This window comes from Micromonospora sp. BQ32 (genome assembly GCF_059358895.1).
The window spans coordinates 184,800-208,682 of record NZ_JCADBI010000001.1; the positions used below are offsets into that span (position 1 = coordinate 184,800).

Annotated in this window: 24 protein-coding genes; 8 read left to right on the plus strand and 16 right to left on the minus strand. The window is 70.9% G+C overall.

The features are described 5' to 3' along the window. Positions 1-75: 75 nt before the first annotated feature. From AC5L30_RS00770 to AC5L30_RS00795, 6 genes are all read right to left on the minus strand, one after another. Positions 76-1,902: an alpha-galactosidase D gene (locus tag AC5L30_RS00770; RefSeq protein WP_494864470.1), complete on the minus strand. Its 1,827-nt coding sequence runs from the start codon at positions 1,900-1,902 to the stop codon at positions 76-78. A gap of 66 nt (positions 1,903-1,968) precedes the next feature. After that, positions 1,969-3,135, minus strand: coding sequence for an ROK family protein (locus AC5L30_RS00775; RefSeq protein ID WP_494864471.1), 1,167 nt, complete (start codon positions 3,133-3,135; stop codon positions 1,969-1,971). Between the two features lie 93 nt (positions 3,136-3,228). Continuing rightward, positions 3,229-3,864, minus strand: coding sequence for a LysE family translocator (locus tag AC5L30_RS00780; protein ID WP_494864472.1), 636 nt, complete (start codon positions 3,862-3,864; stop codon positions 3,229-3,231). Positions 3,865-3,866: 2 nt separating this feature from the next. Continuing rightward, the gene (locus AC5L30_RS00785) at positions 3,867-4,613 is read right to left on the minus strand and encodes a metallophosphoesterase (protein WP_494864474.1); all 747 of its coding nucleotides are present in this window, start codon (positions 4,611-4,613) and stop codon (positions 3,867-3,869) included. Positions 4,614-4,702: 89 nt separating this feature from the next. Continuing rightward, the gene (locus AC5L30_RS00790) at positions 4,703-5,746 is read right to left on the minus strand and encodes an SEC-C metal-binding domain-containing protein (protein WP_494864476.1); all 1,044 of its coding nucleotides are present in this window, start codon (positions 5,744-5,746) and stop codon (positions 4,703-4,705) included. Between the two features lie 93 nt (positions 5,747-5,839). Next, positions 5,840-6,670 (minus strand): NAD(P)H-binding protein, encoded by an 831-nt coding sequence (locus AC5L30_RS00795; protein WP_494864477.1) that lies wholly within the window; start codon positions 6,668-6,670, stop codon positions 5,840-5,842. A gap of 102 nt (positions 6,671-6,772) precedes the next feature. On the opposite strand from AC5L30_RS00795, the gene AC5L30_RS00800 reads away from it, so the two are divergent. After that, complete coding sequence (locus AC5L30_RS00800) at positions 6,773-7,699, plus strand: AraC family transcriptional regulator (RefSeq protein ID WP_494864479.1); 927 nt, start codon at positions 6,773-6,775, stop codon at positions 7,697-7,699. A 4-nt stretch (positions 7,700-7,703) separates the two neighbouring features. Continuing rightward, positions 7,704-7,940: a phospholipase domain-containing protein gene (locus AC5L30_RS00805; protein WP_494865301.1), complete on the plus strand. Its 237-nt coding sequence runs from the start codon at positions 7,704-7,706 to the stop codon at positions 7,938-7,940. Positions 7,941-8,049: 109 nt separating this feature from the next. Here the strand turns inward: AC5L30_RS00805 and AC5L30_RS00810 are convergent, their stop codons facing one another. Then, positions 8,050-9,042, minus strand: a complete 993-nt coding sequence (locus tag AC5L30_RS00810) for a helix-turn-helix transcriptional regulator (RefSeq protein ID WP_494864480.1) — start codon at positions 9,040-9,042, stop codon at positions 8,050-8,052. A 104-nt stretch (positions 9,043-9,146) separates the two neighbouring features. On the opposite strand from AC5L30_RS00810, the gene AC5L30_RS00815 reads away from it, so the two are divergent. Continuing rightward, positions 9,147-9,620 (plus strand): VOC family protein, encoded by a 474-nt coding sequence (locus tag AC5L30_RS00815; protein ID WP_494864481.1) that lies wholly within the window; start codon positions 9,147-9,149, stop codon positions 9,618-9,620. 18 nt (positions 9,621-9,638) lie between these two features. Here the strand turns inward: AC5L30_RS00815 and AC5L30_RS00820 are convergent, their stop codons facing one another. The 9 genes from AC5L30_RS00820 to AC5L30_RS00860 form a co-directional block, all read right to left on the minus strand. Next, entirely contained in the window at positions 9,639-10,475 is an 837-nt protein-coding gene (locus tag AC5L30_RS00820) for an aldo/keto reductase (RefSeq protein ID WP_494864482.1), read from the minus strand. A gap of 10 nt (positions 10,476-10,485) precedes the next feature. Next, entirely contained in the window at positions 10,486-12,276 is a 1,791-nt protein-coding gene (locus AC5L30_RS00825; RefSeq protein WP_494864484.1) for a glycoside hydrolase family 15 protein, read from the minus strand. Between the two features lie 70 nt (positions 12,277-12,346). After that, the gene (locus AC5L30_RS00830) at positions 12,347-12,823 is read right to left on the minus strand and encodes a hypothetical protein (RefSeq protein WP_494864485.1); all 477 of its coding nucleotides are present in this window, start codon (positions 12,821-12,823) and stop codon (positions 12,347-12,349) included. A 188-nt stretch (positions 12,824-13,011) separates the two neighbouring features. Next, positions 13,012-13,743, minus strand: a complete 732-nt coding sequence (locus AC5L30_RS00835; protein WP_494864487.1) for a hypothetical protein — start codon at positions 13,741-13,743, stop codon at positions 13,012-13,014. Positions 13,744-13,892: 149 nt separating this feature from the next. Beyond that, positions 13,893-14,297: a hypothetical protein gene (locus tag AC5L30_RS00840; RefSeq protein WP_494864489.1), complete on the minus strand. Its 405-nt coding sequence runs from the start codon at positions 14,295-14,297 to the stop codon at positions 13,893-13,895. Further along, positions 14,294-16,744, minus strand: coding sequence for an AAA family ATPase (locus AC5L30_RS00845; RefSeq protein ID WP_494864491.1), 2,451 nt, complete (start codon positions 16,742-16,744; stop codon positions 14,294-14,296). The genes AC5L30_RS00840 and AC5L30_RS00845 overlap by 4 nt, the downstream gene beginning before the upstream one ends. Before the next feature lie 90 nt (positions 16,745-16,834). Then, positions 16,835-17,653: a ribonuclease HI gene (locus AC5L30_RS00850; RefSeq protein WP_494864492.1), complete on the minus strand. Its 819-nt coding sequence runs from the start codon at positions 17,651-17,653 to the stop codon at positions 16,835-16,837. 27 nt (positions 17,654-17,680) lie between these two features. Next, positions 17,681-18,406, minus strand: a complete 726-nt coding sequence (locus AC5L30_RS00855) for a hypothetical protein (protein ID WP_494864493.1) — start codon at positions 18,404-18,406, stop codon at positions 17,681-17,683. Between the two features lie 82 nt (positions 18,407-18,488). Then, positions 18,489-19,049, minus strand: a complete 561-nt coding sequence (locus tag AC5L30_RS00860) for a DUF4352 domain-containing protein (protein ID WP_494864495.1) — start codon at positions 19,047-19,049, stop codon at positions 18,489-18,491. Positions 19,050-19,151: 102 nt separating this feature from the next. Between AC5L30_RS00860 and AC5L30_RS00865 the strand changes: the two genes are divergently transcribed. The 5 genes from AC5L30_RS00865 to AC5L30_RS00885 all read left to right on the plus strand — a co-directional run bounded on the left by AC5L30_RS00865 (position 19,152) and on the right by AC5L30_RS00885 (position 23,770). Further along, complete coding sequence (locus AC5L30_RS00865; RefSeq protein ID WP_494864496.1) at positions 19,152-21,056, plus strand: N-6 DNA methylase; 1,905 nt, start codon at positions 19,152-19,154, stop codon at positions 21,054-21,056. Positions 21,057-21,242: 186 nt separating this feature from the next. Further along, entirely contained in the window at positions 21,243-21,659 is a 417-nt protein-coding gene (locus tag AC5L30_RS00870) for a YbaB/EbfC family nucleoid-associated protein (protein WP_494864497.1), read from the plus strand. Continuing rightward, positions 21,649-21,981, plus strand: coding sequence for a hypothetical protein (locus AC5L30_RS00875; protein WP_494864499.1), 333 nt, complete (start codon positions 21,649-21,651; stop codon positions 21,979-21,981). Before AC5L30_RS00870 ends, AC5L30_RS00875 begins: the two co-directional genes overlap by 11 nt. Beyond that, complete coding sequence (locus AC5L30_RS00880; RefSeq protein ID WP_494864501.1) at positions 21,978-23,360, plus strand: WXG100 family type VII secretion target; 1,383 nt, start codon at positions 21,978-21,980, stop codon at positions 23,358-23,360. The genes AC5L30_RS00875 and AC5L30_RS00880 overlap by 4 nt, the downstream gene beginning before the upstream one ends. Continuing rightward, positions 23,360-23,770, plus strand: a complete 411-nt coding sequence (locus tag AC5L30_RS00885; RefSeq protein ID WP_494864502.1) for a hypothetical protein — start codon at positions 23,360-23,362, stop codon at positions 23,768-23,770. The genes AC5L30_RS00880 and AC5L30_RS00885 overlap by 1 nt, the downstream gene beginning before the upstream one ends. The last annotated feature ends 113 nt before the right edge of the window (positions 23,771-23,883 follow it).

Genomic DNA, 23,883 nt, shown 5'->3' on the forward strand with positions numbered 1-23,883 from the left:
GTTCTCCAACCTGGGCGTTCGGCGGATGCGCGCGGCGGCGCGGCCCGGTTGTCGCGCCGGGCCGCGCCGGGCACGTCAGAGGGTCTGCGGTACGGCGATCCGGTCGATGTCGGGGGAGTACCAGGTGCCGCTGTCGAAGGTGATGGTGTTGACGCCCGCCTTCAGCGCCAGCTGGACGCTGACCGTCTCGACGGTGCCCCAGTCACCCGTGGAGGGGAACTTCAGGTAGCTGCCGTTGCCGCCGTTCGAGGAGACCTGCACCGACCGCGCGTCACCACTGACGTAGGAGACCGCGACGGTGTAGATGCCGTCCTTGCGCACGGTGACGTCGTTGAACCGCACCTTGCCGCCGACATAGAGGTTGCCGACCTTCTGACCGCCGGAGCAGGCGTCACAGCCGCCGACGGAGGCGTTGCCGGTCAGGGTGTTGACCGAAGCCTCGGCCTCGTAGCTGGTCGAGGTCAGAGCGGTGCCCGGCCGTACGGTGAACAGCCGTGAGCCGTGCGCGGGCAGCGCCGCGGTGATGGCGTTCTTCTGCGTCCCGAGGTCGCGGCGGTTCCACACGTCCCGGACCGCGGCGTTGCCGGTGAACCCGAACGACGCCCAGTGCGCGGTGACCGACGCGGGCGCGTCGCCGAGGTTGAACAAGGCCACGGTGTAGCTGCCGTCCGGGTTCTTCGCACCCCAGACCTGCTGGTCACCGGCGGGGGTGACCGGCCGGGCGGGCGCGCCGCCGTTCTGGTCGATGGCGATGACCTCGCGGTTGGTCAGCAACGACAACCCGTAGTCGTCGAGGCGGGTGATGTCGTCCCCGGTGTACAGCGGCGACTTCGAGATCGCCCACAGCGTCGCGTACGACTGGCGCTCGGCCCTGGTGAGGCCGTCCATCTCGCCGTTGCCCACGTTGAGCGAGTCGAGGTCGTTCCACCCGCCGGGGCCGGCCTTGCGGCTCCAGGCCGGCGCGTCGTCGAACCGGTCGTCGACCGAGTTCTCCCAGCTGACCAGGGTGTTGCAGTAGCACTCGACGTCGGTGTCGATGCGCCAGCCGTTGGAGTACCGCTTCCAGTCGGCGGCGTGGTTGATGTCGAGCGACCAGGACAGTTCGAGGTGGATCGGGCGGCCGGCGGTGGCGATGGCCTGCTGCCAGGCGGCCACGTCGGCCACGTTGTTGTAGTTGTCACCGGACTTGAACGAGCCCGGCCCGACCCCGTCGAGCTTGAGGAAGTCGTAACCCCAGTCGGCGAAGAGTTGCGCCTGCGAGCCGATGTACTTCTGGGCGCAGGGGTTGTCGAAGTTCAGCTTGTACGCGCTGTCCCAGCCGTTGGTGGTGCGCAGGTCCGGGTAGACGATGTCGGCGGTGGTGCAGTCGGGGGCGTTCCAGATCGGCGCGGCGCCGCCTGCGTACGCCTCCTTCTCCAGCCCGACGGGCAGGTAGATGCCGGCCTTCAGCCCCTTGCCGTGGATGTGCTCGGCGACTGCCTGCATCCCGCGCGGGAACCGCACCGGGTCGGGGGTCTGCCGGGCGTACTGGTCGAAGCGTGGTACCCAGTCGTTGTTGCGCCACCAGCCGGCGTCGATGTTGACGTACTCGTAGCCGTACGGCTTCAACCTGGTGGCGAGGGCGTCGGTCTGCTTCAGGACGTTGGCCTCGGTGAGGTAGCTGTAGTCACCGTCGGGGTTCAGGCCCGGGTACTTCGAGGACTGCATGGTCCAACTGGTCCACCCCATGAAGGGGCGCTGCGCGATGTCCGCCGCCGCCTGCGTCGGGGCGGCCGGTGGGGCGGCAGCCGTCGGGGCGGCCTGGGCTGGGGCGGCGCCCGCGGCGAGGAGCACGCCCAGCGCCGCCGCGACGAGCGGCACCCGGGTGCGGTGCTGTCTGCGCGGGCTTGTCGGTGACGGCATGGTCAACCTCCTGGTGGCACGCTGGGTCGAGCGCTATGGACGGCCGGTGGCCGGGGTGACGCCGGGTCAGGGGACGACGAGGGACTGGATGCTCACGGCCGCCGCGCCGCGGGCCCACTCCTCGAAGGGCAACGGGCGGATGGAGAGGGGACACCGAGCGGCGGCGCCGAAGACCTGCCGTTCGAAGCTGGTGCGGATGTGGCTGTCGAACAGGTCGTACGCGGCCAGCCCTTCACCGGACACGACGATGCGGGTGGGACCGACCAGGTTCGCGACGGCCGCGATGCCACAACCGATCGCGCCACCGGCCCGGGTGAAGACGGCCCGCACCTGCTCGTGGCCGCCGCGCGCCAGGGCCACCGCCTCGTCGATGGTGAGGTCGGGACGGCCGGTCCGGTCGCGGGCCTGCGCCACGATGGCGTCGGTGCCGGCGATCGACTCGACGCAGCCGCGACCACCGCAGTGGCAGTCCGGGCCGGTGGCGTCGACGGTGAGGTGCCCGATCTCGCCGGCCACGCCGTACGAGCCGGAGACCAGGCGGCCGTTGACGACGAGCCCACAGCCGATGCCGGTGCCCACGGTGATCAGGGCGAACGACTCCGCCCCCACCCCCTCGCCGAACCAGTGTTCGGCGGCGGTGAGCGCCTTGACGTCGTTCTCCACCGTGACGGTGAGACCGGTGCGTTGGGCGGCGAGTCGACCCAGCGGCACGTCCCGCCAGTGCAGGAACGGCGAGTAGCGCACCAGGCCGATACCGCGGTCGATGTCGCCGGAGAGGGCCAGCCCGAGCCGGCGGACCCGGGTGCGGTCGCCGGGGAACGCGCCGAACAGGTCGTCGGCGAGCCGGCCGACCTCGGTGAGGACCGCGTCGACGTCGGGGTCGTCCAACGGCCGGCGGGCGCTGGCGTGGACCTGCGCGCGCAGATCGCAGACCACGCCGATCACCTCGTCGGCGGTGATTTTCACGCCGAGGAAGAATTCGCGTTCGGCGCGCACCGCGAGGGGGCTGGCGGGGCGGCCGGCGCCCGGCCCGGAGCGTTCGGTGGCGGCCAGTTCGTGCAGGTAGCCCAGGTCGATGAGCGGCCGGGCGGCCTTGGTGACGGCGGCGGAGGAGAGCCCGAGCCGGCGGGCGAGCGCGACCCGACTCACCGGCCCCTCGGTCAGCACCGTCGTGAAGACCGCTGTGGCCGCCGGTGGCCCGGCGAACGTGCCGGTGTCGATCCCAGGCAACATGGACGAAATCTAAGGCGAATATTTAACTTCTTCAAGTATTGATTTGCCTCAGTGCTCCGTCCTAGAGTCGGCGGCGCGCCCGGCACATCCCACTCAGGTCGCCGCCGCACGAATGCCGAGGCCGAGCAGGATCACACCGGTCAGCCGATCGAGCATTCGTCGCACCGATGCGGTGCGGAGCAGCCGGGCGGCGGCACCAGAGACGACGGTCCAACCGGCGAGCCAGCAGGTGTGCAGCGCGGCGTGTGCCGTGGCGAGAAGCAGCATCGGCACCAGCACCGGTCGGCCCGGTTCGAGGAACTGCGGTGCCAGGGTGAGGTAGATGGCGGCGGCCTTGGGGTTCAGCACGTTGCCGAGCAACCCCTGCAGGTACGGGTGGTCCACCCGCCAGGGCAGCCTCCGGGTGCGGACAGTCGGTCGCCGTCCCGCCTCCGTGCGACGGCGGGACGCGGACCAGAGCAGCCAGAGCCCGAGCCCGACCAGGTAACCGGCCCCGACCAGCTTGACCGCCCAGAATGCCTGCGACGAGCGGAGCACCAGCGCGGCCAGGCCGACAGCGGCCAGCGTGGCATGCACGTAGAGCCCGGTCACCGTACCCAGAATCACCCACCAGCCCTGCCGCCGCCCGCCGGTGGCGACCCGCGAGACGACCAGGGTCAGGCTCGCGCCCGGCGTGGCGGTGATCGGCGCCACGGCGACCAGGAAACCGAGCACCGCGACCCCGTGCATGCTCAGACCACCACCCGGTAGTGGGTGGTGAGGAGTCCGGCGTCGTCGTACACGTGGAACGCGACACCAGGCGGCTGGGTCTGGGTGGCCAACGGGCCCTCGCCCTCCCAGGGCATCCGCAGGGTGGAGACCACACCCGGGGCGATCCGCAGTGGACGGCCCGCGAAGGTGCTCGCGGCGGCGGTGTGAAAATGCCCGGTCAGCACGGCGACGACCTGCGGGTGGGCGGCCACGAGCGCGGCCAGGGGGTCGGCCGGCAGTAGCCGCATCGGGTCGATGACCGGGTGGTGCAGTACCACCGGCGGGTGATGCAGGGCGATGAACGTCGGCGTCTCGGCCGGCACCGAACCCAACTCGTCGGCGAGCCAGGCCATCGTCTCCTCGTCCAGGTGACCGTCGTCCGCACCGGGCACGGAGGAGTCGGCGAGGAGGAAGACCGCCCCGGCCACGTCGTGGCGGGCGTTGATCGGGCCGGTGGCACCGCCGTCGTCACCGAGCAGACCCTTGCGGTACGCGGCGCGCACATCGTGGTTGCCGGGACAGACCATCACCGGCAGCGGGGAATCGAAGAGCTTCGCGGCGGCCTCGTACTCGGCCACCTCGCCGTGGTCGGCGATGTCCCCGGTGATCAGGATCGCGTCGACCTGCCGTGGCAGACCGTGCAGGTAGTCCATGACCCGGGCGGTCCGCTCGGCCGACCGGGGATGGCTGTCGAGGTGGGTGTCACTGAGATGCGCGATGACCAGCACGAAGTCTCTCCTAACGGCTATTGACGTCAAAGCCGTTAGGGACGCTACTCCGGGCCAGGTCGGCCGCCCTACCGCTATAGCTCTGGCGGTCAGCTCCGGGAACGCGGCAGACAGTCCTTCTTGTACTTCAGGCCCGAACCGCACCAGCAGGCGTCGTTGCGCTCCGGTGGCCAGGCGATCCGCGCGCTGGGCCGCGCCGACACCTCGGCCGCGTAGCCGGCCCGGACCGCCGCGTCGGCCGGATCGCCACCCCGCCGACCGGCGAACGCGGTCAACCCGGCCACGGTCGCGCCGAACACGCCCAACCCGGTCTGACCGGCACCCCGCAGCCGAACCAGCTCCGTCTCCAGCCGGCCCCGGTGCGCGTCCCAGTCCGGCCCGTACACCTCCGCGAGGGCGGGATGCTCGGCGAGCAGGCGATCGAACTCGGCCCGCGGCCAGAAGAGCAGATCCGACTCGGCGTCCCGACGCTCCCCGGCCCGACGCACGAGCTGGGTCTCCAACCGGTCCGCCAGGTCGTCCTGCCGGTCGTGCGGCAGGTTCAGATTCCGGCGTACCCGATGGCGTTGTTGCAACAGGAAGAAGGCGACACCGGGCGCGTCCGGCGGACCGAGATCGACCACCGGGTCGATCGCGGTGCTGGCCGGCCCGGACGCCCCGGCCGCGCGTTCGCTGAGCACTGTGTCGACCGCCTCGCTCAGCCACGTCTCGGCGATGGCCGAACGCCCACCGGCGTCCAGCGCGGCACTGACGTAGGCGGGGGCGTCGGGCTGCACGAGCAGCAACGGACGCAACGCGGTCAACTCCGCCATCGCCTCGTCGTCGCGTCCACCGGCCCGGAACAGCGCGCGGGCCCGCAGCGCATGGGCGAACCCGGCCCGAGGGTCGTCTCCGGACGGGTACGCCGCCAGGGCTTGCTCCGCGTACCGCAGCGCTGCCTCGGGCCTGGCCCGGATCTCCGCGATCTCGGCGGCCAGCGTCAGCGCGTCCCCGGCGTCATCCGGGTCCTCCAACCGGCCCTGCTCGGCCGCCTCCGCGACGTCGGCGGCGACACCGAGCGGATTGGCCGTCCCGAGCGCCGAACGGCGAAGTTCGGCGAGGTCAGCCTTGGTGAGTATCTCTCTCGTCGGCACGATCTCACGGTACGTCGGGGTACTCGCGCTATGCGGGCAGATCACCTGTTACGCCGCTCTCATACCGCGTCTTCTCCCGCCCTGCCGGACGGACTACGACCACGCGCCGGCCGCCGCGGCCCGGGCGGCGTAGCTGTCGAAGTCGAGCGGGTCCCGCCCGAGAACCCGACGCACCCCGTCGGTCGGCTCGGCCAGATGGCCCGCCCGCATCCCGGCGAACAGGGTGTTCAGCGCCGTGGCCGCCTCCACCGGATAACCCTCGGCGAGCAGTTCGGCGTGGTACTGCTCAGGGGTGAGCTCCACGTAGCGGATCGAACGGCCGGTCACCCGGGCGACCGTCGCCACCGCCGCGTCGAAGGTGAGCGCACGAGGACCGGACAGGTCGTACACCTGTTCGTGGTGACCGGGCGACGTCAACAGCGTCGCGGCCACGTCGGCAACGTCCTGGGCGTCGACGAACGGCTCCGGGGTGGCGCCCATCGGCAGGGCCAGCCGACCGTCGAGCAAGGGTTGGCGAAACAGGTCCTCGCTGAAGTTCTGACAGAAGTTGTTCGGCCGGATGATCGTCCACTCGATGCCGGACTTCCGCACCGCCTCCTCGGCGGCGACCATGCCGGGAGAGAAGTCACCGACCTGATCGATCCCGCGCCCAGACAGCGCCACGATCCGGCCGACACCCGAGTCGACCGCCTGCGCCACGAAGTCGGTGGCCAGCGCGGGGTCCTCCGGTGCTAGCAGATAGACCGCCGAGGCGCCCGCCAGGGCCGGCCGCCAGGTGTCCCGCCGCGACCAGTCGAACCGCACCTCACCGGAGCGAGAGGCGGCCCGGACCTGCTGACCCGCCGCCCGCAGCGTCTGAACCAGTCGGCGACCGGTCTTGCCGGTCCCGGCCATCACGAGTGTCGAAGGTGCGTCCGTCGTCATGAGCCCGAGTCAACTCGCCCGGCCGCGGGCGGAACATGTCCTGCCGTACGCCAGGCATGTCCGATCGTCCGCGGTCCATCCTCGGCGATCTATCGTCGGAGCATGGACCCGTTCGACAATCTGCTGCGGGGCGTGCACGCCGACGGCGCGGCCTTCGGCCGGTCGGTGCTGACGCCGCCGTGGGCGCTGCGCTTCACCGACGGCGCCCCGCTGACGCTCTGCGTCCCGATGCGAGGCGAAGGCTGGATCTCCCACCCGGAGAGCGACAAGCCTCGCCTGGTCCGGGTCGGCGAGGCGGCCACCGTGCGCGGACCGGCACCCTTCGTCTTCTCCGCCGAGCCCCGGTCGAGCTTCGCGCCCGGCGAACTGCGGGACGTCCGACGCGGCCAGACCGGGGTGGTCGACCGGGCGGGCGCGGATCACAGCGACCGCCTCGTGCTGCTGGTCGGGGTGTACCACGTCCGGAATCGGGTGCCGCAGCGGCTGCTGGGTGCGCTGCCGCCGGTGCTCGTCGTGCCGGACGACCAGGACTGCGCCGCGCTGCGCGACTACCTGGACGCCCAACTCGACGCCGGTCGGCCCGGGCGGCAGGTGGTGCTGGACCGCCTGCTGGACTGGTTGCTGGTGTGCACAGTGCGGGACTGGTTCGACCAGCCGGAGGCCGAGGCCCCCGGCTGGTACCGCGCGTTGGGCGACGACACGGTCGGACCGGTGCTGCGCGCCATGCACGACGCGCCGGGCCGGCCGTGGACCCTGGCCAGCCTGGCCGCGCAGGCCGGCGTCTCCCGGTCCACACTGGCCAAACGGTTCACCGCGCTGGTGGGCGAACCGCCGCTCACCTACCTGACCGACTGGCGCATGACAGTGGCCGCCGACATGCTGGCCGAATCGACGGCGACCGTCGCCGCCGTGGCGCGTCACCTCGGATACGCCGACGCGTTCGGCTTCAGCGCGGCCTTCAAACGCGTACACGGCATGAGCCCCACCGGGCATCGACGGCTCACCCGGGTCGACGCCCCGGCGGCGTGACCGGCTGCTCTTCCAGGCCCAGAGCCGGAAGCAGGAGCACGGGGTACGCCCGGCGCGGCCGATCCCGTACACCCTGCACGCCGACGGGCGCCTCGGCGGCGACTCGCTCGCCCGCACCCACGGCTGGTACGACCTGACGGTTTCCGTCGTGGGTGACGCCGACTTCGCGTACCGCTGCGCGGGTCATGTTGAGAACGGCAAGGACAGCATCAGCGACCCGGCCCTCGGCGGGCTCGTTTAGGGCGGCCCGGAACGGCGGTGACGCTCGCGCCGCTCGCTGGTCAGCGGCGGACATGGTGGTGAGCGTTATGACTCAGCGGTATATCTATACCCCAGAGTCATAACGCTCATCACGTCGTCCGCCCGCCCGGACGGTCCGTTCCCGGCGCAGCCACGGCGCGGGTGATGCGGTCGCCGAGCCGCCGCAGGTGGTCGATCAGCTCCGCTGGCTCGTGGACGGTGAAGTCGCACCCGAGCAGCGTGAGCCGGAAGGCGAGCCAGTCGACGGTGTCTTCGGGGCTGTGCCACCGGCACGACGCGTCGTCGATCGGCACCAGCTCTCCGGCGTGGTCGCCCAGCCGGGCAGCCGCCTGCCGGGCCGGCAACGCGAGCGTCGCCACCGCCCGGAACACAGGTGCCAGGCTGTGCAACTGGTTGGTCACGAACGCGGACGCGTCGTCGGTCGGTAGCTCGCGGGGCGGCACCCGTACCCCGGTTGTGGTGGCGTGTTCGATGCGGTCGACGCGGAACGTGCGCCAGTCCTCGCGCTCGTTGTCGTAGGAGACGACGTACCATCGGCGGCCCACCACGACGAGCCGGTGCGGTTCGACGAGGCGCTGACTGATGCCGCCGTCGCCGTCGCGGTAGTCGAAGCGGACCCGCTCGTGTGTCGAGGCTGCCGCCGCGAGGACGATGAGCTGCGCCGGATCGACCAGCGACACCGCCGCCGCGGTCGACGACACGGTGGCTGCGGTGAGGGTGCCGACGTGGTGACGCAGCCGCGGTGGCAGCACCTGCTGCAGTTTGGCGAGCGCCCGCACCGACGCCTCGGCGATGCCGGCGACCGGTTGCCGGGCCGCGGTGTGCAGGCCGACCGCGATGGCCACCGCCTCCTCGTCATCAAGCAGCAGCGGTGGCATCGCCTTACCCGCGACCAGCCGGTAGCCGCCCAACGTGCCCAGGCTGGCCTGGACCGGATAGCCGAGTTCCCGCAGTCGGTCGATGTCGCGGCGCACGGTCCGCGGGGTCACCGCGAGACGCTCGGCGAGTTCGCTGCCGGGCCATTCGCGGGGCGTCTGAAGGAGAGAGAGCAGTCGTAACAGGCGGGCCGGCGTGTCGCGCATGCTCCCATGATGGGTCTTGATCTAGGACAGTTACCAGCCTAGATCGGGCCTACCGTTGTCCCTCTGGGTGCGCGGACGCCGCACCAGAACGAGGAGACGGACCGATGAAGGTTGTGCCCGACGGCTACCACACCGTGACCCCCTGGATCATTTCGCCGGGGAGGACGGGCGCACTGATCGACTTCATCGTCAGCGTCTTCGACGCCACCGAACTGGGCCGCATGGAGGTGGACGGGGTGATCGGCCACGCCGAGGTACGTATCGGGGACTCGGTCGTGATGATGTTCGACAAGCCCCAGTGGCCGGCCACGCCCGCCTTTCTGCGTCTCTACGTCGCCGACGACGCCGAGGTGCTCCGCCGGGCCGTCGAACGCGGCGCGAGCGTCGTCACCGAGCCGACCGAGCTCTTCTGGGGCGACCGGGTCAGCCGTTTCCGCGACCCGCTCGGCAACCTGTGGTGGATCCACCAGCGCGTGACGGAGCCCACCGAGGAGGAGATGGGCCGACGGCTCACCGACCCCGAGTTCACCAGGGCAATGGAGTACGTCCAGGGTGCGGACTTCTCTCCCCACCGCTGACCGTCAGCGAGGGGTTCGTCAGAACTCCTCGTACACCGCCGGGTCCTGGTCCGCGAGCCGCCCGTCCGGGCGGCCCAGCGCGGTGATGGCCTCGACCTGCGCGTCGGTGAGCTTGATGTCGAAGACGTCGAGGTTCTCGGCCTGCCGCTGCGGGGAGGCGGCCTTGGGCAGCGGAATCACCTGACGGGCCACGTGCCAGGCGAGGATCGTCTGCGCCGGGCTGACGCCGTGCGCGGTCGCGATCTCCACGACGACGGGGTGCTCCTGCAGGTCGTTGCCATGGCCGAGCGGGCTCCAACCCTGCACCAGTATGCCGTGCTCCCGGTGATAGTCGAGCGCCTCCTGCTGCGGAAAGTACGGGTGCACCTCGATCTGGTTGACCACCGGGGCGACCCCGGTCTCGGCCACCAGCCGTTCGATGTGCTCGGGCAGGAAGTTGGAGAGCCCGATGTGCCGAACCAGCCCACGCTCACGCGCCTCGATCAGCGCCCGCCACGCCTGCACGTACAGGTCGACCTTCGGGTTCGGCCAGTGGATCAGGTACAGGTCGACCCGGTCGAGGCCGGTGCGGAACACACTCTCCTCGATGGTGGTCAGCGCCTCGTCGTAGCGGTGGTGCCGCCCCGGCAGCTTCGAGGTGACGACCAGCTCGTCCCGCACGTCACCGGCCGAACGGGCGGCCCGACCCACCGCGCCCTCGTTCTCGTAGTTCACCGCCGAGTCGATCAACCGATAGCCCGCCCGGATCGCCTGACCGATCGCGTCGACACCCGCCGAGCCGTTCAGCCGGTACGTGCCGAGCCCGATCGCCGGCAGGGTGGTCCCGTCGGCTGCCGTCAGGTGCGGAATCGTCATGATTGGGACCCTACCCGCACGTGGGGGCGTCTCGGATGGCGAGTGCGGCTTGGACGAGCGCGGCATGGGTCAGCGTCTGTGGGTAGTTGCCGAGGTGGGCACCCGTCGCGGGGTTCAACTCTTCGGCGTAGAGGCCAAGTGGGCTGGCGTGGTCGACCATGGCCCGGAACAGCTCGACGGCTTCGCGGCGGCGCCCGGTGCGGGCAAGGCCCTGAACGAGCCAGAATGAGCAGGGCAGGAACGCGCCCTCGGTGCCGGGGAGGCCGTCACGTCCGGGCGGGTAGCGGTAGAGCAGTGGACCGCCGGCGGACAGCCTGTGCCGGATGGCGTCGATGGTGCCCCGCACCCGGGGTGACTCGGCCCGGTCCATGTCGAGCAACGGTAGGACGAGCAGGGCCGCGTCGAGATCCTGGGAGCCGTAGCTGCGGACGTAGCTGACCGCTGTCGGGTCGAAGCCGTGCGTCCGGACCTCGGCGGCGATGGCATCTCGCGATTTCTGCCAGCGTCGACGTTGACGGTCCCGCAGGGGATGCGTGTCGGCGATGGCCAGGGCGCGGTCCAGGGCGAGCCAGCCCATGAGCTGGGAATGGACGTGTTGGTCGGGCTCCCGTACCTCCCATATGCCGGCATCGGGCTCCTGCCAACAACCGGCGACCACGTCGGCGAAACCGCGCACTGCCCGCCACGTCTCGGAGTAGAGGCGGTGCCCGGCCTGAGCGAACGTGCAGGCGGCGTCAATCACCCAGCCGTAGCCGTCGAGCTGGTGTTGACCGGCGGCACCGTTGCCCACCCGTACCGGACGGCTGTCGAGGTAGCCGGGCCAACCGGATAGTTCTCGTTCCGCTGGTACGTGCCTGCCATGGAGGGTGAGCAGCGCCGGCAGGCGTGGCCGCTGCAACCGGCTGGCGTGCAACAGCCACGCGAGGAAATGGCGGGCCTCGTCGGTCTTGCCGACGCTGAGGAAGGCGCTGACGCCGATGCTGGCGTCCCGGGGCCAGACATAGCGGTAGTCCCAGTTTCGTCCCCCACCGGGATCCTCGGGCAAAGACGTGGTGGGTGCGGCCACCGGCGCTCCCGTGGGCGAGTAGGTCAGCAGCCGTAAGGTGAGCAGGCTTCGGACGACGTGTTCGCGGAAAGGTAGCCCGTCGTCGATTTCTGCGGTCCAGGCCCGCCATCGAGCCTCGTCCTCGATGAGCAGTTCCCAGGCGGCCGTCGGCTCGACGTGGATCACCGGTTCGCGGTGGGCCACGGCCAGTACGAGGGTGACCGGACGGCCCGGCCTGACGGTGATCGAGGTGGGCCGACCCGGTTCGATCCTGAACGTGGGCGTGCTGTGAAGCGCGACCGCAAGCGCGCCCCACTCACACACGAGGGCCTGGCGCCGGTGGTGGGTTCGCGGCCGGCGGTGCCGTGCGCCAAGGCGGGGATCGAACTCCACCACCGCGTCGACCGCTGCCTGCTCGGTCGACAGTCGTCGCACGATCAGGGTTGTGGGCAGCAGGCGACCGCTGACCTCGGCCACCATCGCCTCCGTGAGGCGGAGCCGGCCGCTGCCCACCAACCAGGTGGTCTCCAGGGTGGCGGTGTGCTGCCGGTACCGTCGTTCGACGACCGTGGCCGGCCGGGCCGGGCCGACCCGGAACGTTCCGGCTTCCGTGCCCCCGGCCAGTCGACCAAACAGGGGATCGCCGTCGAAACGTGGTACGCAGAGCCAGTCCATCGCGCCGTCACTCGCGACCAGGGCGGCGGTGCGAGTGTCGCCCAGCAGACCGTAGTCGCTGATTGGTGGCCCATCAGTCATGGAGATCGCTCCTTGACGAGCCGCGCTGGCGAACAGCGTGCGTCAGGCGGGGACAACAGCCGGACGCGGGTCACCGGGCTTGAAGGAGCAGCCCGAGACAGGCCCCGTAGATGACGTGGACGACAGCTGTGACCAGGGGGGTCTGGATGCCGTAGTTGAGGGCGAACAGCCCGGGCGGCTCCAACACCGCCGTGCTGGCCGGTCCCGCCCGTTGCGAGGCCATGCGCGGGTGGACACCAGGAAGCAGCGGAAGAATCACCGTCAACGCGATCCCGACGTGCAGGATCCCGAACAGCGCCCCGATCCACCAGTTGGCGCGGTGCAACAGCGCGAACGTGGCCGCGTAACCGAGGGCGAAACCCTGACCGGCGCAGAGGTGGAGGAAGAACCCGACGACCCGCGCCCGGTCGGGATCCTCGGTGACGAAGGTCCCGAGCACCAGGGGAAGGTCGAGCCGGGTGAGGCCGGCCAGTTGAGCGGTGATCATCGATGCGGTGAGCGCCGCGGTGGCGACCAACCCGAACAACGCCCATCCGGCCCAGTCCATCTCAGCAGTCGTCGACGCCGCGGGCGTTCTCGGTCATCGGTCCACCCTCCGGCTGAACAGCGTGAATCCCACGGCCCGGACCGGACACCCGCCCACCGGGCATCGGCGACCCGCCCGGTTTCTCACCATAAGCCACCGGACCTGTCGGCCTGACCTGCTCGCCCAGATGTCCCTTGACGAGGTGGCAGTCACGGCCAGGACGTCGGGGGTGGGCCAAATGCGCGACGACTGGCCCGCACAGCCAGAGCGGCGAGGGCAGCGTTGGCGCCGCCACCGATCACCGCGCCGATACCGAACGGTGCCGCGCGACCGAGAACGATGATTCCCTGCTTGGTCCCGTACTTCGTGACGAAGTGCCGACCCAAGATCTTGTTGATCTGACGCAGCGTCTCCGCAGGCACCTTCGCGACAACCTGACGTCCCCAGTGCTGCCCCGTGCGCTCGGCGACCTTGGTGATGGTGGCGGAGCCGGACCCGCCGAGCATGATTCCCATCACGATCGTTCGGCGGCGCTCAATCTCGTCGATGGGAACTCCGTGGACTTCGGCGATCGAGAGCGCGAAGAGGGCACTCAGCTCAAGAGATGAGAGAACCTCGCCGGCCGACAGTGCCAGTGCGATACCCGTGCCGACGCCGGGCGCCGCCGCGGCTCCGCCAACCGCAGCACCCGTCCCGGCCAGGGCGCTGACGTACATCCGCTCCAGATTGCGGATTACCTCTGCTGGTGTCGCCTCCGGGTTCCGCTGGCGGGCCCGGGCGATGTTCTTGCGCACCAGTACGCTCTGAACGTCGATTGCCCTGTCCAGGAGGTCGAGGACTCGCTGCCCACGTACGGCTGTTTCCGGAATCGGTTCGTCGAGGGCATCGTCGTCAACGGGTAGGGAGAGTTCGTTCTCGGATCCCTCGGCCTCGGGCGCCATTCCACATCCTTCATGATCGACAGCGGGAGCATCACAGTACGTGTCAAACAGGTCACCCCGGCTCAACCGGAGCGGCATCTCATCCCGCGCAGTGTCCACAGGCGAGTAGGCTGAACAGATCGAGCGCGACCGACGGACAAGGGCTGGGGTCAGCTCGTGCTGCTGGCGGTCGGCTGAAGCCGTTCCAGCAGGGTGCTCACCTCCGTGTGCAGGCGACGCAGCTCCGCAGCCGTGGGGGCCAGCTCGTAGCAGTGGTGGTGCGTGGCCGCGGAGAGCGTCACCCAGGCGAACGCCACCCGACGGGCGGTTTCGCGGCCCGGCCCGAGCCGGCCGCGCAGCATCAGCTGCTTCGCGCGGCCCTGCCGGCACGCCGCCACGGCCGGCTTCACCCGCCGCCAGTAGGCGTCGACGCCGCCTTCGAGGGCGAGCCGGATCAGACAGGCGCAGGCCCGTGGCCACCAGCCCGCGGTCACGGCAGTGGTGCCAAGTAGCCTGGCCCCGCGCAGCAGCTGATCGGCCGCCGCCAGGCAGCGCTGTGGCGTCGGCGCGGTCACGACAGCACCGCCGCGAGGAGGCGGGCGTCCGCGACCAGGCCGGGCAGATCCGCCAAGTACGCACCGTGCACACCCTCCCGGCATGCCTGGTACGCGTTCACCGCACGTCGTCCATGCCGGCGGCCCAGCCAGCCGAGTACGTCACCACCCTTCTCGGCGTCGTCGAACACCGCCAACGCGACGGTGGTGGCGACCCGTCGGGACGCGTCCTCGATCGCCTCCTCGATGTCGGCGTGCCGAACGCCCCGTGCCACCCGGGTCCGCCAGACCGAGCGGTGGCAGGCAGCCTCGACCGCAGAGCGGCACAGCTCCGCGACCACCGGCCCGCGCACCTCGGCGGGGATCTCCTCGTTGCGCGCCAACGCGTACGCGTCGTCCAGGTAGCGGGTCACCGGGTCGGAGCCGGGCCGCAGCGTCACCACCGACTTCTCCGCGCGGGTCACCTCGATGATCCGCGCCTTGCCGAGATCGAGTCGGCGGACCGCGTCCGGCAGCCGGGTGTCGTGGGTGAAGACGACCACCTGCCGCTGCTCGGCCAGCTCGGCGAGCACCCGCGCGAGACCATCCACCTTCGACGGATCCATGCTCTGCACCGGGTCGTCGACCACGATGAACCGGAACGGGCTCTCCGGGGCGCAGCTGCGAGGCAGGAACGTCGCCAGCCCGAGCGCCTGCATCTCACCCTGACTCATCACGCCCAGCGCCGTGCCGTTGTCGGCGCCGTCCACGCTGACCGGGAAGACCACCCGCCGCCGGGTGTTCGCGCCCTCCAACGTCATCGACCCCAGCTCGACGTTGCTCTCCTGCCGCAGCTGCGCCCACATTCGCTGCGAGTGCCCGGCGAACGGTGCGACCCGCTCGCTGCGGATCTGCGCACCGGCGTCCTTCAGCCAGGCGCGCGCGGCCTTCAACCGGGCCAGGGTCGCCTCCCGCGCCGGCAGTCCGCCGGCGGTGGCCACCCACTCGCGCACCTCGGCCGCCGCCGCCCGCCAGCCGGTGTCGCGCTGCCGCAGAAACCCCTCGGCGTACGCGCGGGCTGCGTCGACCGCCGCCACCACCGCCGGGTACCGCGCGGCCAGGTGGTCGGCCAGCTCGGCCGGCTCCCCGGGTACGCGCCGCAGCGCCGCAACGGCGTCACCCAACGCCCCGACCGTCGGCTCCGACCCGGGGCCCTCGGGCACAACGAGGTCATCGATCAGGTGGTGTGTCTGCCGCAGCAGAGCCGTCAGCCGCGTCGTCGCCGTCTGGGCGGCGACGCTGCGCTGCCGAAGGTTGCTGAGCGACTGTACGGCGGCGGCACGCCAACCACCGTCGAGGGTGCCGGTGGCGCAGACCGGGCACGACCCGTCGCCCTCGTCCTCGTGATGTTCGAGGGCGAGGCGGAGCAGCTCGGCGCTACGCAGCGCAGCCCGGGACCGGCCACCGTCGTACCGCCGGGCCTCCGCCGCCGCGTCCCGCAGCTGACCGGCTAGCCGGATCGCCTCGTCGACCGTCGGCGGGGCGAGAGCGGCGAGCTCCCGACAGAGCAGCACCTCCCGGTCGGTGGTCGCCTCGTCCGGCTCGTCAAGGATCGCCGTCACCGCGCCGACGTCGACCGCGCCCCGGCCACGCAGCAGCACGGCGGTCCGCCAGGCCCGCTCGTCGGCGATCCCGTCAAGCGTGGCGACCAGGGTGGAGCGCTGTGCGCGTACCTCCTTGATGGCCGCTTCGTGCGGCCGGGCGGCGCGCAGCAGACGCTGGTCGGCGTCGGTGAGCGCGTCCAGACCGAGGATCGCGAAGAGCGCGTCGAATAGCTGACTCTGCGTTCCGGCAGCGAGCTTGCCCAGCTCGGCCGCCGTGAGGAACGGCCGGTACAGCTCCAGCGAGCGGGCCAGACCCAGCTCGGAGAGGTCCGCGTGCCGGCCCTGGGCACTGGTGACGGTCACCTCGGCGTCGGCCAGTTCGGCCCCGACCGGCCAGGCGCGGTTCACCCGGGTCGGCGTGGCCACCCCGTCGACGCGCAGCTCCACACCCACCCAGCACGGGTCCGGGTTGTGCAGGTTGCGCCACCCGGTACGCCAGACGCTGGTCTTGTCGGCCCACCGGGCGCTGTCCCCGGTGAGGGCGAGTTCGGCGGCCTCGGCGAAGCTGGACTTGCCGGAGCCGTTGCGGCCGACGACCAGTGTGAAACCTGGCCCGGGGCCGATCTGGATGGTCCGTTCCGGGCCGACGCCACGGAACCCGGCGACGGTCACCGACTTCAACCAGATCCGTTCCGCCCGACCGTCGTCGGTGGGGGAGCGGGGGTCGAGCCGGGTGGGAGTGCCAGCGAGCGCGGCGGTCAGGTCCTCCTCGCCGGTGAGGGCGGCGAGGACGAGCTCGGCGGTCTCGGTCGGGACGTCGTCAGTCGCCAGTCGGTCGAAGATCAGCTCGATCAGGGGCGCGGTGGTCTGTGCGGGCTGGCTCATGGTCGTCTCCAGGCGTGTGGTGTCCGCGGGCCGACGGCTCGTCGGCCCGCCCGGGGTGAGCGGTGGAAGTGCTGGCTACTGCGGTCGCGGTCAGACCGTGGCGTTCGCGTGCCAGTCGCGCAGGAACGCGTCGACCAGGGCGTGCGCCCGAGGACGCAGGTCGAAGGACTCCTCCCGCCGGCGGCGGGCCATGTGCGACAGGCCGTCGGCGGCCTCGTTGAGGGCGTGGCCGCTGTGCCCCTTGACGTGCGCGAACGTCACGTCGGGGCATTGGGCCACCTGGTCGGCGAGCCGGACCAGGGTCGGCTTGTCTGACCAGCGGCGCTGCCGCAGGCTGTAGCCGGCGGGCATCGCATCGGTCTCGCCGGCCTGCCAGCGGCGCAGGTACCGCACGGCCGTCAGACTGTCCAGCAGCACGGTTATGCCCGCTGGCACCTCGTCGTACCCGGTGAGCAGATAGTCGACCGCGCGCAGTTCGTCGACGAGCATCCTGGACCTGCCGGTCGGGTCGAGCCGACCGGTGCCCCGCCCGAGCAGGCCGTAGTGGCCGTCGCTGACTACGTACCCGATGCCGCCCGCGCGGCCCTTCCAGCTGGCGTCGGTCGCGGCCACCAGCGGACCGGCCGCCTTCGCCCAGCGGATTACCCGGCCGCGCCCGCGCTGCTGGTCCGGACGTGGCGGCGCATGCTCGGCGTGCTCAACAGCGAGACGCTCGGCGGCGTCGAGCAGTTCGGCGGCAGAGGTCAGCTCGTCGTAGTGGGCGGCGGTCAGGGCGAGGTGGACGGCATCACCGATCCCCTGGCAGTCGTCGCAACGGGTGGCGCGGGTGAAGGGGCGAAGGATGAGGACGCGGTCGTGTAGGGGCGGGGGGAGCTGGGTCAGGGCGCGGAGGAACTCATCGGGGCGCACGACGCCTCCTGACGTCTGAGGGGGAGTTCAGAGGACCTTGATGGAGTCGACCTGGAGCAGGGCGACAGTGGTCTCGCCGCCAATCTGGGTGTCGTAGCTGAAGGAGCCGAGCACCGTCACGTTGGCGCGGAAGACGTCGTCCTCGACGAGGTTGTCGAGGTCCGATGCGGATCCGTTCAAGATGGTGTTGGTCTCGTAGTCGTAGTCCTCGGCCATCCGACGGTGGGCGACGTCGGCGCGGAAGCTGTCGGTGCCGGTGGCCGCATCGAACTGGGTGACCCGTCCGTAGACGACGTAGGTCTTCCCCAGGTAGCCGTCCGGGTCCTTGGCGATCAGCTTCCACTGCCGTTCGGTCAACGTCTTGTACGACGGCGGCTTCGGCCTCGGCGGCGGGGCAGCCTTGGTAGGAGTCGGGATGGCGCTGGTGGGGGCCGCGCTGGTCGGGGCCGCAGTAGTGGGGGCGATCGTCGTCGGCGACGCGCTGGTGGGGCTTGGTGCAGGCGAGCTGCTGGCGCCAGCGGTCGGCTTCGACTCGTCACCGTTGAACGTGCCGATGACAGCGCCGCCGCAGCAGAGGATGACCGCGAGTGCGGTGCCGCCGACCACCCAGGCCCGCACGTTGGACCGCTTCTCGCGGGTGGCGGTGCCGGCACCGGCGACCAGGTTGGCCTCGGGAGCCGGGCCAGGCGACATCGAGGGCTGCGGCGGCTCGGTGGGCGGGTCGGGCGGCTTCGGAGTGGTCGGGTCGGTCATGGCGAGGCTCCTTCTGTGAACGGGTGGGCTGTGAACAGCCGGGGCGGGCGTGGGTTGCCCGCCCCGGTCGGTGGGGGAGAGGTCAGCCGAGGGTGACGTCGACGCCGCTGGAGAACATCGAGTCGTGCAGCTCGAGCTTGGTGAGCTTGACGTTCTTCGGGATGTCGAAGACCACGACGCCGTTGACCTGATTGCCGGGGTTGATGTCGTTGAGGAACGTCTCGGCGTTCTTGTTCGCGTAGATCGCCGCGCCGGTGTCAGCGGAGTACTCGGTGCCGTCGGCCGCGTACGCCTTCTGGCTGCTGCCGTCGAACATCTGCGCTTCCTTGCTGATGTTCTTCACGTTCACCGTGACCAGGCAGAACTGGCCCTGCGCCTTCTGGCCGAGCATGTCGCTGCCGATCTTGGCGACGCCGCACTTGGACGACTTGACGGTGAACTCGAACTTCCCGTCCCGGGCCGGCTGCCCGATCTTGGCGGTCTTCGCCGGCTTCTCCTCGGCCTTGGCGCCGCCTTCGTCGCCGCTGGAGCTGCTCGCCTTGCTGTCGCTGCTGGAGTCGCTCGCCTTGTCGGCGGCGCCGGAGCCGCAGCCCAGAGCGATGAGGCCGGTGGCGAGCAGAGCGAGAGTGGTGGTCTTGCGCATCGTTGCCCTCCTGAAGTGAGCGTTGCGCGGTCAATAAGAGCATCGTCCGACAACAGTGTCAACACACAATCTCGTGCTTGACAGGCGTGCGAGACTTTCGGCGTGGAGAACCCGACCATCACGGCAGCGGAGATCGCCCGGCTCGCCGGTGTCGGTCGCGCTGCGGTCAGCAACTGGCGCAAACGGCATCCCGACTTCCCCGCCCCGGTGGGCGGAACGACGGCAAGCCCCGAGTTCGACCTGATCCAGGTGGAGCAGTGGTTACGCACCCAGGGCAAGCTCCCCGAGCTCGCCACCGCCGACCGGCTCTGGCGACACCTCGCCGCGGCCAGCGACTCCCCGGCCGCCGGCCTCGCCGCCGTCGGCGCCCTGCTGCTAGCCCGTCAACGCGGCTCCCGCAGCGGCAGCATCGACGCACAACTCACGCCGCTGCTGCCCGACATCGACGCCCTCGCCGACGAGTTGGGCCCGCAGGGCGCGTTCGACGAGCTGTGGCAGCGGTTCTCCGCACCAGGTCCCGGCCGCCCCTTCGCCACTCCCGACGACCTCGCCGACCTGATGATCGGGCTCGCCAACGCCGGCGGCGGATCTGTCCTCGACCCGGCCGCCGGCTCCGGCGCCATCCTGCGAGCCGCCGTCCGCGCCGGCAGCACATTGATGTACGGGCAGGAGCTCGACGACGAGTTGGCCCGGCTCGCCGGCCTGTGGCTGGCCCTGCACGACGCACCCGGGGAGGTCAGCGGCGGCGACTCGCTGCGCGCCGACGCCTTCGCCGGCCGCGCCGTCGACGCCGTTGTCTGCCACCCACCGTTCGGTGCCACCAACTGGGGCGACGAGGAACTCGGCCACGACCCCCGCTGGATCGTCGGCACCACACCCCGCACCGAACCCGAGCTGGCCTGGGTGCAACACGCCCTCGCCCATGTGCGGGTCGGCGGGCACGCCGTCCTGCTGATGCCACCCACTGTCGCCAGCCGCCGCGCCGGCAAACGCATCCGCGGCGAGCTGCTTCGGCGAGGTCACCTGCGCGCCGTCATCGCGCTTCCACCGGGCGTGGCGGCGCCACACGGCGTACCCCTGCACCTGTGGGTGCTGCGCCGCGCCGCGACCGACGCACCGCCACCACCACGGGCGCTGCTGATCGACGCCGCCAACGGCGACCTGACCGACACCGCACCGCGCGTGCTGGCCGCGTGGCGGGCCTTCGCCGCCGCCCCCGACGGCGACGTCGAGGAGGCCGGGTTCGCCTGCGCGGTCCCGGTCATCGAGCTACTCGACGAGGAGGTCGACCTCACCCCCGCACGCCGGCAACCCGCCGTCATGGGCGAGGCTTCCGGAGAGCATCTGGTACGCACCAGAGAACGACTGGCAGCCATCGTCGGCGAGCTGCCGGCGCTACTCCCGCAGGTCACACCCGCGCCCGACGGACCGGACGGCCTCTTCCTCACCGTGGGGGAGTTGGCGAAGACCGGGGCTCTCCAACTGATCGGTCCGGTCCGTGCCGGCACCTCCACGCCGGCACCCGACGGGCCGCCGGTGCTCACCGTCCAGGACGTGCTCGCCGGGGCGGAGGCGTCCGGTCGGGGCGACGACCGGTTCGGGCAGGAGATCCCCCTGGCTGGGGGGGACGTGGTGGTGCCGATGATCGCGCGGCAGCTCACCGCACGGGTGGTCACCACCGAGGGGGTGCTGTTGGGACGCAACCTGTACCTGCTGCGGCCCAACCCGACGGCGCTGGATCCGTGGTTCCTGGCCGGGCAACTGCGGACGTCGGCGAACGAAAAACAGTCGTCGAGTCTCTCGGGGACGATGCGGTTCGACATTCGACGGGCGCAGGTGCGGAGGCTGTCGTTGCAGGAGCAGCGGGCGCACGGAGACGCGTTCCGGCGGCTGGAGGCTTTTGAGACGGCGGTGCGGGAGGCGGCGGTACTGGGGGCGGAGCTGGTGCAGCTCACCGCTGACGGCTTGGCACGTGGGGCCTTGCGGCCAGACGCCGACATCCGATGAAGCAGTGCCTTGGCGGTTACCGAAGCGACCGAACGTGATTCCGGGTCGTCGGGTCGACGACCCTGATCGATCACTGTCGAGCTGCGCTCGACGGCTGAGGGGCATCGTTCATCGCGATCGTGGTGCAGAGTGGTGGGCTCGGCGTCGGTCGAACGATGACGCCGAGGCGTAGTGGGGAGGTTGGGAATGCTGGGCCAAGATCCGGACGCGGCACAGGAACTGATGCATTCCTGGACGGCCGAGCTGTCGGCACGAGCTCAGGCTGCGGCCGAACTGTCAGACCGGGTCGCGACCATCGCGGCGTCGGCGACCGGCGCGGACGGTGCGGTGCGCGTGACGGTCGCCGCCTCGGGGGCGCTGACGGACCTTCGGTTGGACGACCGCGTTCAGCGGATACCCGGTGCCGAACTTGCCAGCATCATCATGGCCACGATCGCCCGTGCACAGGCCGGGTTGACCGAGCAGGTGAGCATTGCGGTGCACGCCACCGTGGGCACCGACTCCGAGTCCGGGCGGGCGGTCACCGACTCCTTCGCCAGGCGGTTCCCCAGGCCCCCTGACGAGCCCGATCGGTGGGAGCGGGACGCCAGAAATGGCTGGTGACGCTGAGATGCAGATGTCGGTGGCGGCGGTGATTCGGCACGCCGCGACGGTCGACGACACCGCCGACAGCATGGAGGCCGCTCGCGGAGCGGCGGCGTACGTGCAGATGGGCGCTGAGGCGTACGGGCAGATCTGTGGGTTCCTGCCTCGGTTGATCGACCCGGTGGCGGACAGGGCGGTGACGGCGCTGGGAGAGTCCGCCACGGCACTGCGTGAGGCGGCAGCCAACCTACGAGCGGTTGCTGCCGCGACCGAAGCCGCCGACGCGGCAAGCGCACGACGACTTGCCGACAGCGCCGGCCGGTTGGAACTGCCGCTGTGACCGACACGGCGGCCAACCCGCTGGTGGTGCAGCGCTACGACTCGACCCAGTGGTACACCGGGCTCGGGTTGGTCGAGGACGTCGCTGACACCGTGTCGGGCATCGAGTCGGGAAGCTGGATCGACTCGACCATCGGTGGTGTCGCCACGTCGATGGATGCGTTGGCGACCGTGCTCGACCCGCTCGGCTCGCTGGTCAGTTGGGGCGTCGGCTGGTTGCTCGAACACGTCAAACCGCTGTCGGACGCACTGGACTGGCTGGCCGGCGACCCGGATCAGATCGACGCGTACGCGTCAACGTGGCGCAACGTCGCGAAGCAGAGCACCGATGCGGCGGCTGATCTGCAGGCGGCGATCTCGTCGCAGCTCTCGGAGTGGGCGGGCGCCTCGGCACGCGCCTACCAAGCGCACATGTCTGGCCAGGTGCGGGCGATGGAGGGCATCGCACGGGCCGCCGACGGCATCGCTTCGTTGGTGGAGGGCGCCGGGCTGCTGGTGGCGCTGGTCCGCGAGTTGGTCCGGGACCTGATCGCGGACTTCGTCTCGGTGCTGGCGGTCCGGCTGCCGCTCTGGCTGGCCGAGACCGGCGCGACGTTGGGCTTGGCGACGCCGCTGGTGATCTCCCAGGTCAGTAGCCTGGTGGCCAAGTGGGCGGCGCGAATCGGCAGGTTGATCAGCGCGCTGATCAGCAGCCTGCGTCGGCTGGCCCCGCTGCTCCGACGCTTGGGCGACCTGATCGACGAGCTGAATGGCCTGCTGCGGCGGGCCGCCCGCACCGACCCGGTCAGCCCGGCGAACGGCACCACACCCGGTGGGCGCCCTGCGGCCTCGGGAGACCCGGACCTGGACTCGATGGGGCGTCGGTCGGACTGGGAGGATCCGTCGGCACACCCGCAGGCGCCGCCACCGCCGGATGCGAACCTCCCGGCCGGGGATCCGGTCTACCACCGCCCGAACAGCACCGCCATCGGCTACGACAGCGCCACGATGCGCAACTTCGACGCCGTGGCACCGATCCCCGGCCATCACGATGTGGTCGTACACGGCGAACGCACTGGACTGTTCCGGCCCGGCCTCGTGGGCGCTGACGGTGCCGACCACCCCGCCAACTTCACCCACCCACAGCAGGTCGCCGACGCCATCCGCGCCAACCCGCACTACGACGGTGGCCCGGTACGGCTGGTCTCCTGCCACACCGGCACCGTCGCCCCCGAAGCCGGCGTGCCACCAGCGGCGCAGCAGGTCGCCGACGCCCTAGGGGTGCCCGTGACGGCACCGACGGACGCGGTCGGTGTCGACCGGTATGGTCCGGTGGGGCAGACCCCGATGATCCGGGGTGGCGGAGAGTGGAAGACCTTCTATCCGAACGGTGGACGTTGATGGGCGGCGATCAGCTGAAGGCGGCGGGGATGTTCCGCGAATTCGGGCCGGTCCGCTCCGCCGAGCCGCAGGAGAGTATTTTCGACAGCGTCGCCGACGAGGAACTGCCAGACCTCACCCAGGTTGTCAGCTACTTGAACTCGGGACACATCCTCATCGACGTGATGGACGTCGCCAACGACGCCTTCGACTCGTCCCGCCAAGTGATGAACGGCTCGACCGTCGTGACCGACGGCGACTGGCTCTGGCGGAAGGACCTCGCCTACTACGTACGGCGTCACCGCGTCGCAGTGCCGGCGGACTTCCTCGCGCTCATCCGCGAGCGTGACTACGTCGTCCCTTCGCGGGGCGTGCCGGAGCTGACGGCTTGTTCGCGGCAGGCGCGCGACCTGATGTTCTGGAACAGCTGACAGGCTCGCTGTTTACGGCGCACGTTGCGGAGAAGTTCCAGTCGGAAATCCGACTTGTCGCCGGGTCCCGTAGCAGTTCGTTGGCGCTGATGGTCAACGGGCGCGTTCGGGGC

Bases quoted from the DNA above. Each gene is read 5' to 3' on its own strand.
- AC5L30_RS00770 (WP_494864470.1), bottom strand. From the start codon at position 1,902: ATGCCGTCACCGACAAGCCCGCGCAGACAGCACCGCACCCGGGTGCCG.
- AC5L30_RS00775 (WP_494864471.1), bottom strand. From the start codon at position 3,135: ATGTTGCCTGGGATCGACACCGGCACGTTCGCCGGGCCACCGGCGGCC.
- AC5L30_RS00780 (WP_494864472.1), bottom strand. From the start codon at position 3,864: ATGCACGGGGTCGCGGTGCTCGGTTTCCTGGTCGCCGTGGCGCCGATC.
- AC5L30_RS00795 (WP_494864477.1), bottom strand. From the start codon at position 6,670: ATGACGACGGACGCACCTTCGACACTCGTGATGGCCGGGACCGGCAAG.
- AC5L30_RS00800 (WP_494864479.1), top strand. From the start codon at position 6,773: ATGGACCCGTTCGACAATCTGCTGCGGGGCGTGCACGCCGACGGCGCG.
- AC5L30_RS00810 (WP_494864480.1), bottom strand. From the start codon at position 9,042: ATGCGCGACACGCCGGCCCGCCTGTTACGACTGCTCTCTCTCCTTCAG.
- AC5L30_RS00815 (WP_494864481.1), top strand. From the start codon at position 9,147: ATGAAGGTTGTGCCCGACGGCTACCACACCGTGACCCCCTGGATCATT.
- AC5L30_RS00820 (WP_494864482.1), bottom strand. From the start codon at position 10,475: ATGACGATTCCGCACCTGACGGCAGCCGACGGGACCACCCTGCCGGCG.
- AC5L30_RS00825 (WP_494864484.1), bottom strand. From the start codon at position 12,276: ATGACTGATGGGCCACCAATCAGCGACTACGGTCTGCTGGGCGACACT.
- AC5L30_RS00830 (WP_494864485.1), bottom strand. From the start codon at position 12,823: ATGGACTGGGCCGGATGGGCGTTGTTCGGGTTGGTCGCCACCGCGGCG.
- AC5L30_RS00835 (WP_494864487.1), bottom strand. From the start codon at position 13,743: ATGGCGCCCGAGGCCGAGGGATCCGAGAACGAACTCTCCCTACCCGTT.
- AC5L30_RS00845 (WP_494864491.1), bottom strand. From the start codon at position 16,744: ATGAGCCAGCCCGCACAGACCACCGCGCCCCTGATCGAGCTGATCTTC.
- AC5L30_RS00855 (WP_494864493.1), bottom strand. From the start codon at position 18,406: ATGACCGACCCGACCACTCCGAAGCCGCCCGACCCGCCCACCGAGCCG.
- AC5L30_RS00860 (WP_494864495.1), bottom strand. From the start codon at position 19,049: ATGCGCAAGACCACCACTCTCGCTCTGCTCGCCACCGGCCTCATCGCT.
- AC5L30_RS00870 (WP_494864497.1), top strand. From the start codon at position 21,243: ATGCTGGGCCAAGATCCGGACGCGGCACAGGAACTGATGCATTCCTGG.
- AC5L30_RS00875 (WP_494864499.1), top strand. From the start codon at position 21,649: ATGGCTGGTGACGCTGAGATGCAGATGTCGGTGGCGGCGGTGATTCGG.
- AC5L30_RS00885 (WP_494864502.1), top strand. From the start codon at position 23,360: ATGGGCGGCGATCAGCTGAAGGCGGCGGGGATGTTCCGCGAATTCGGG.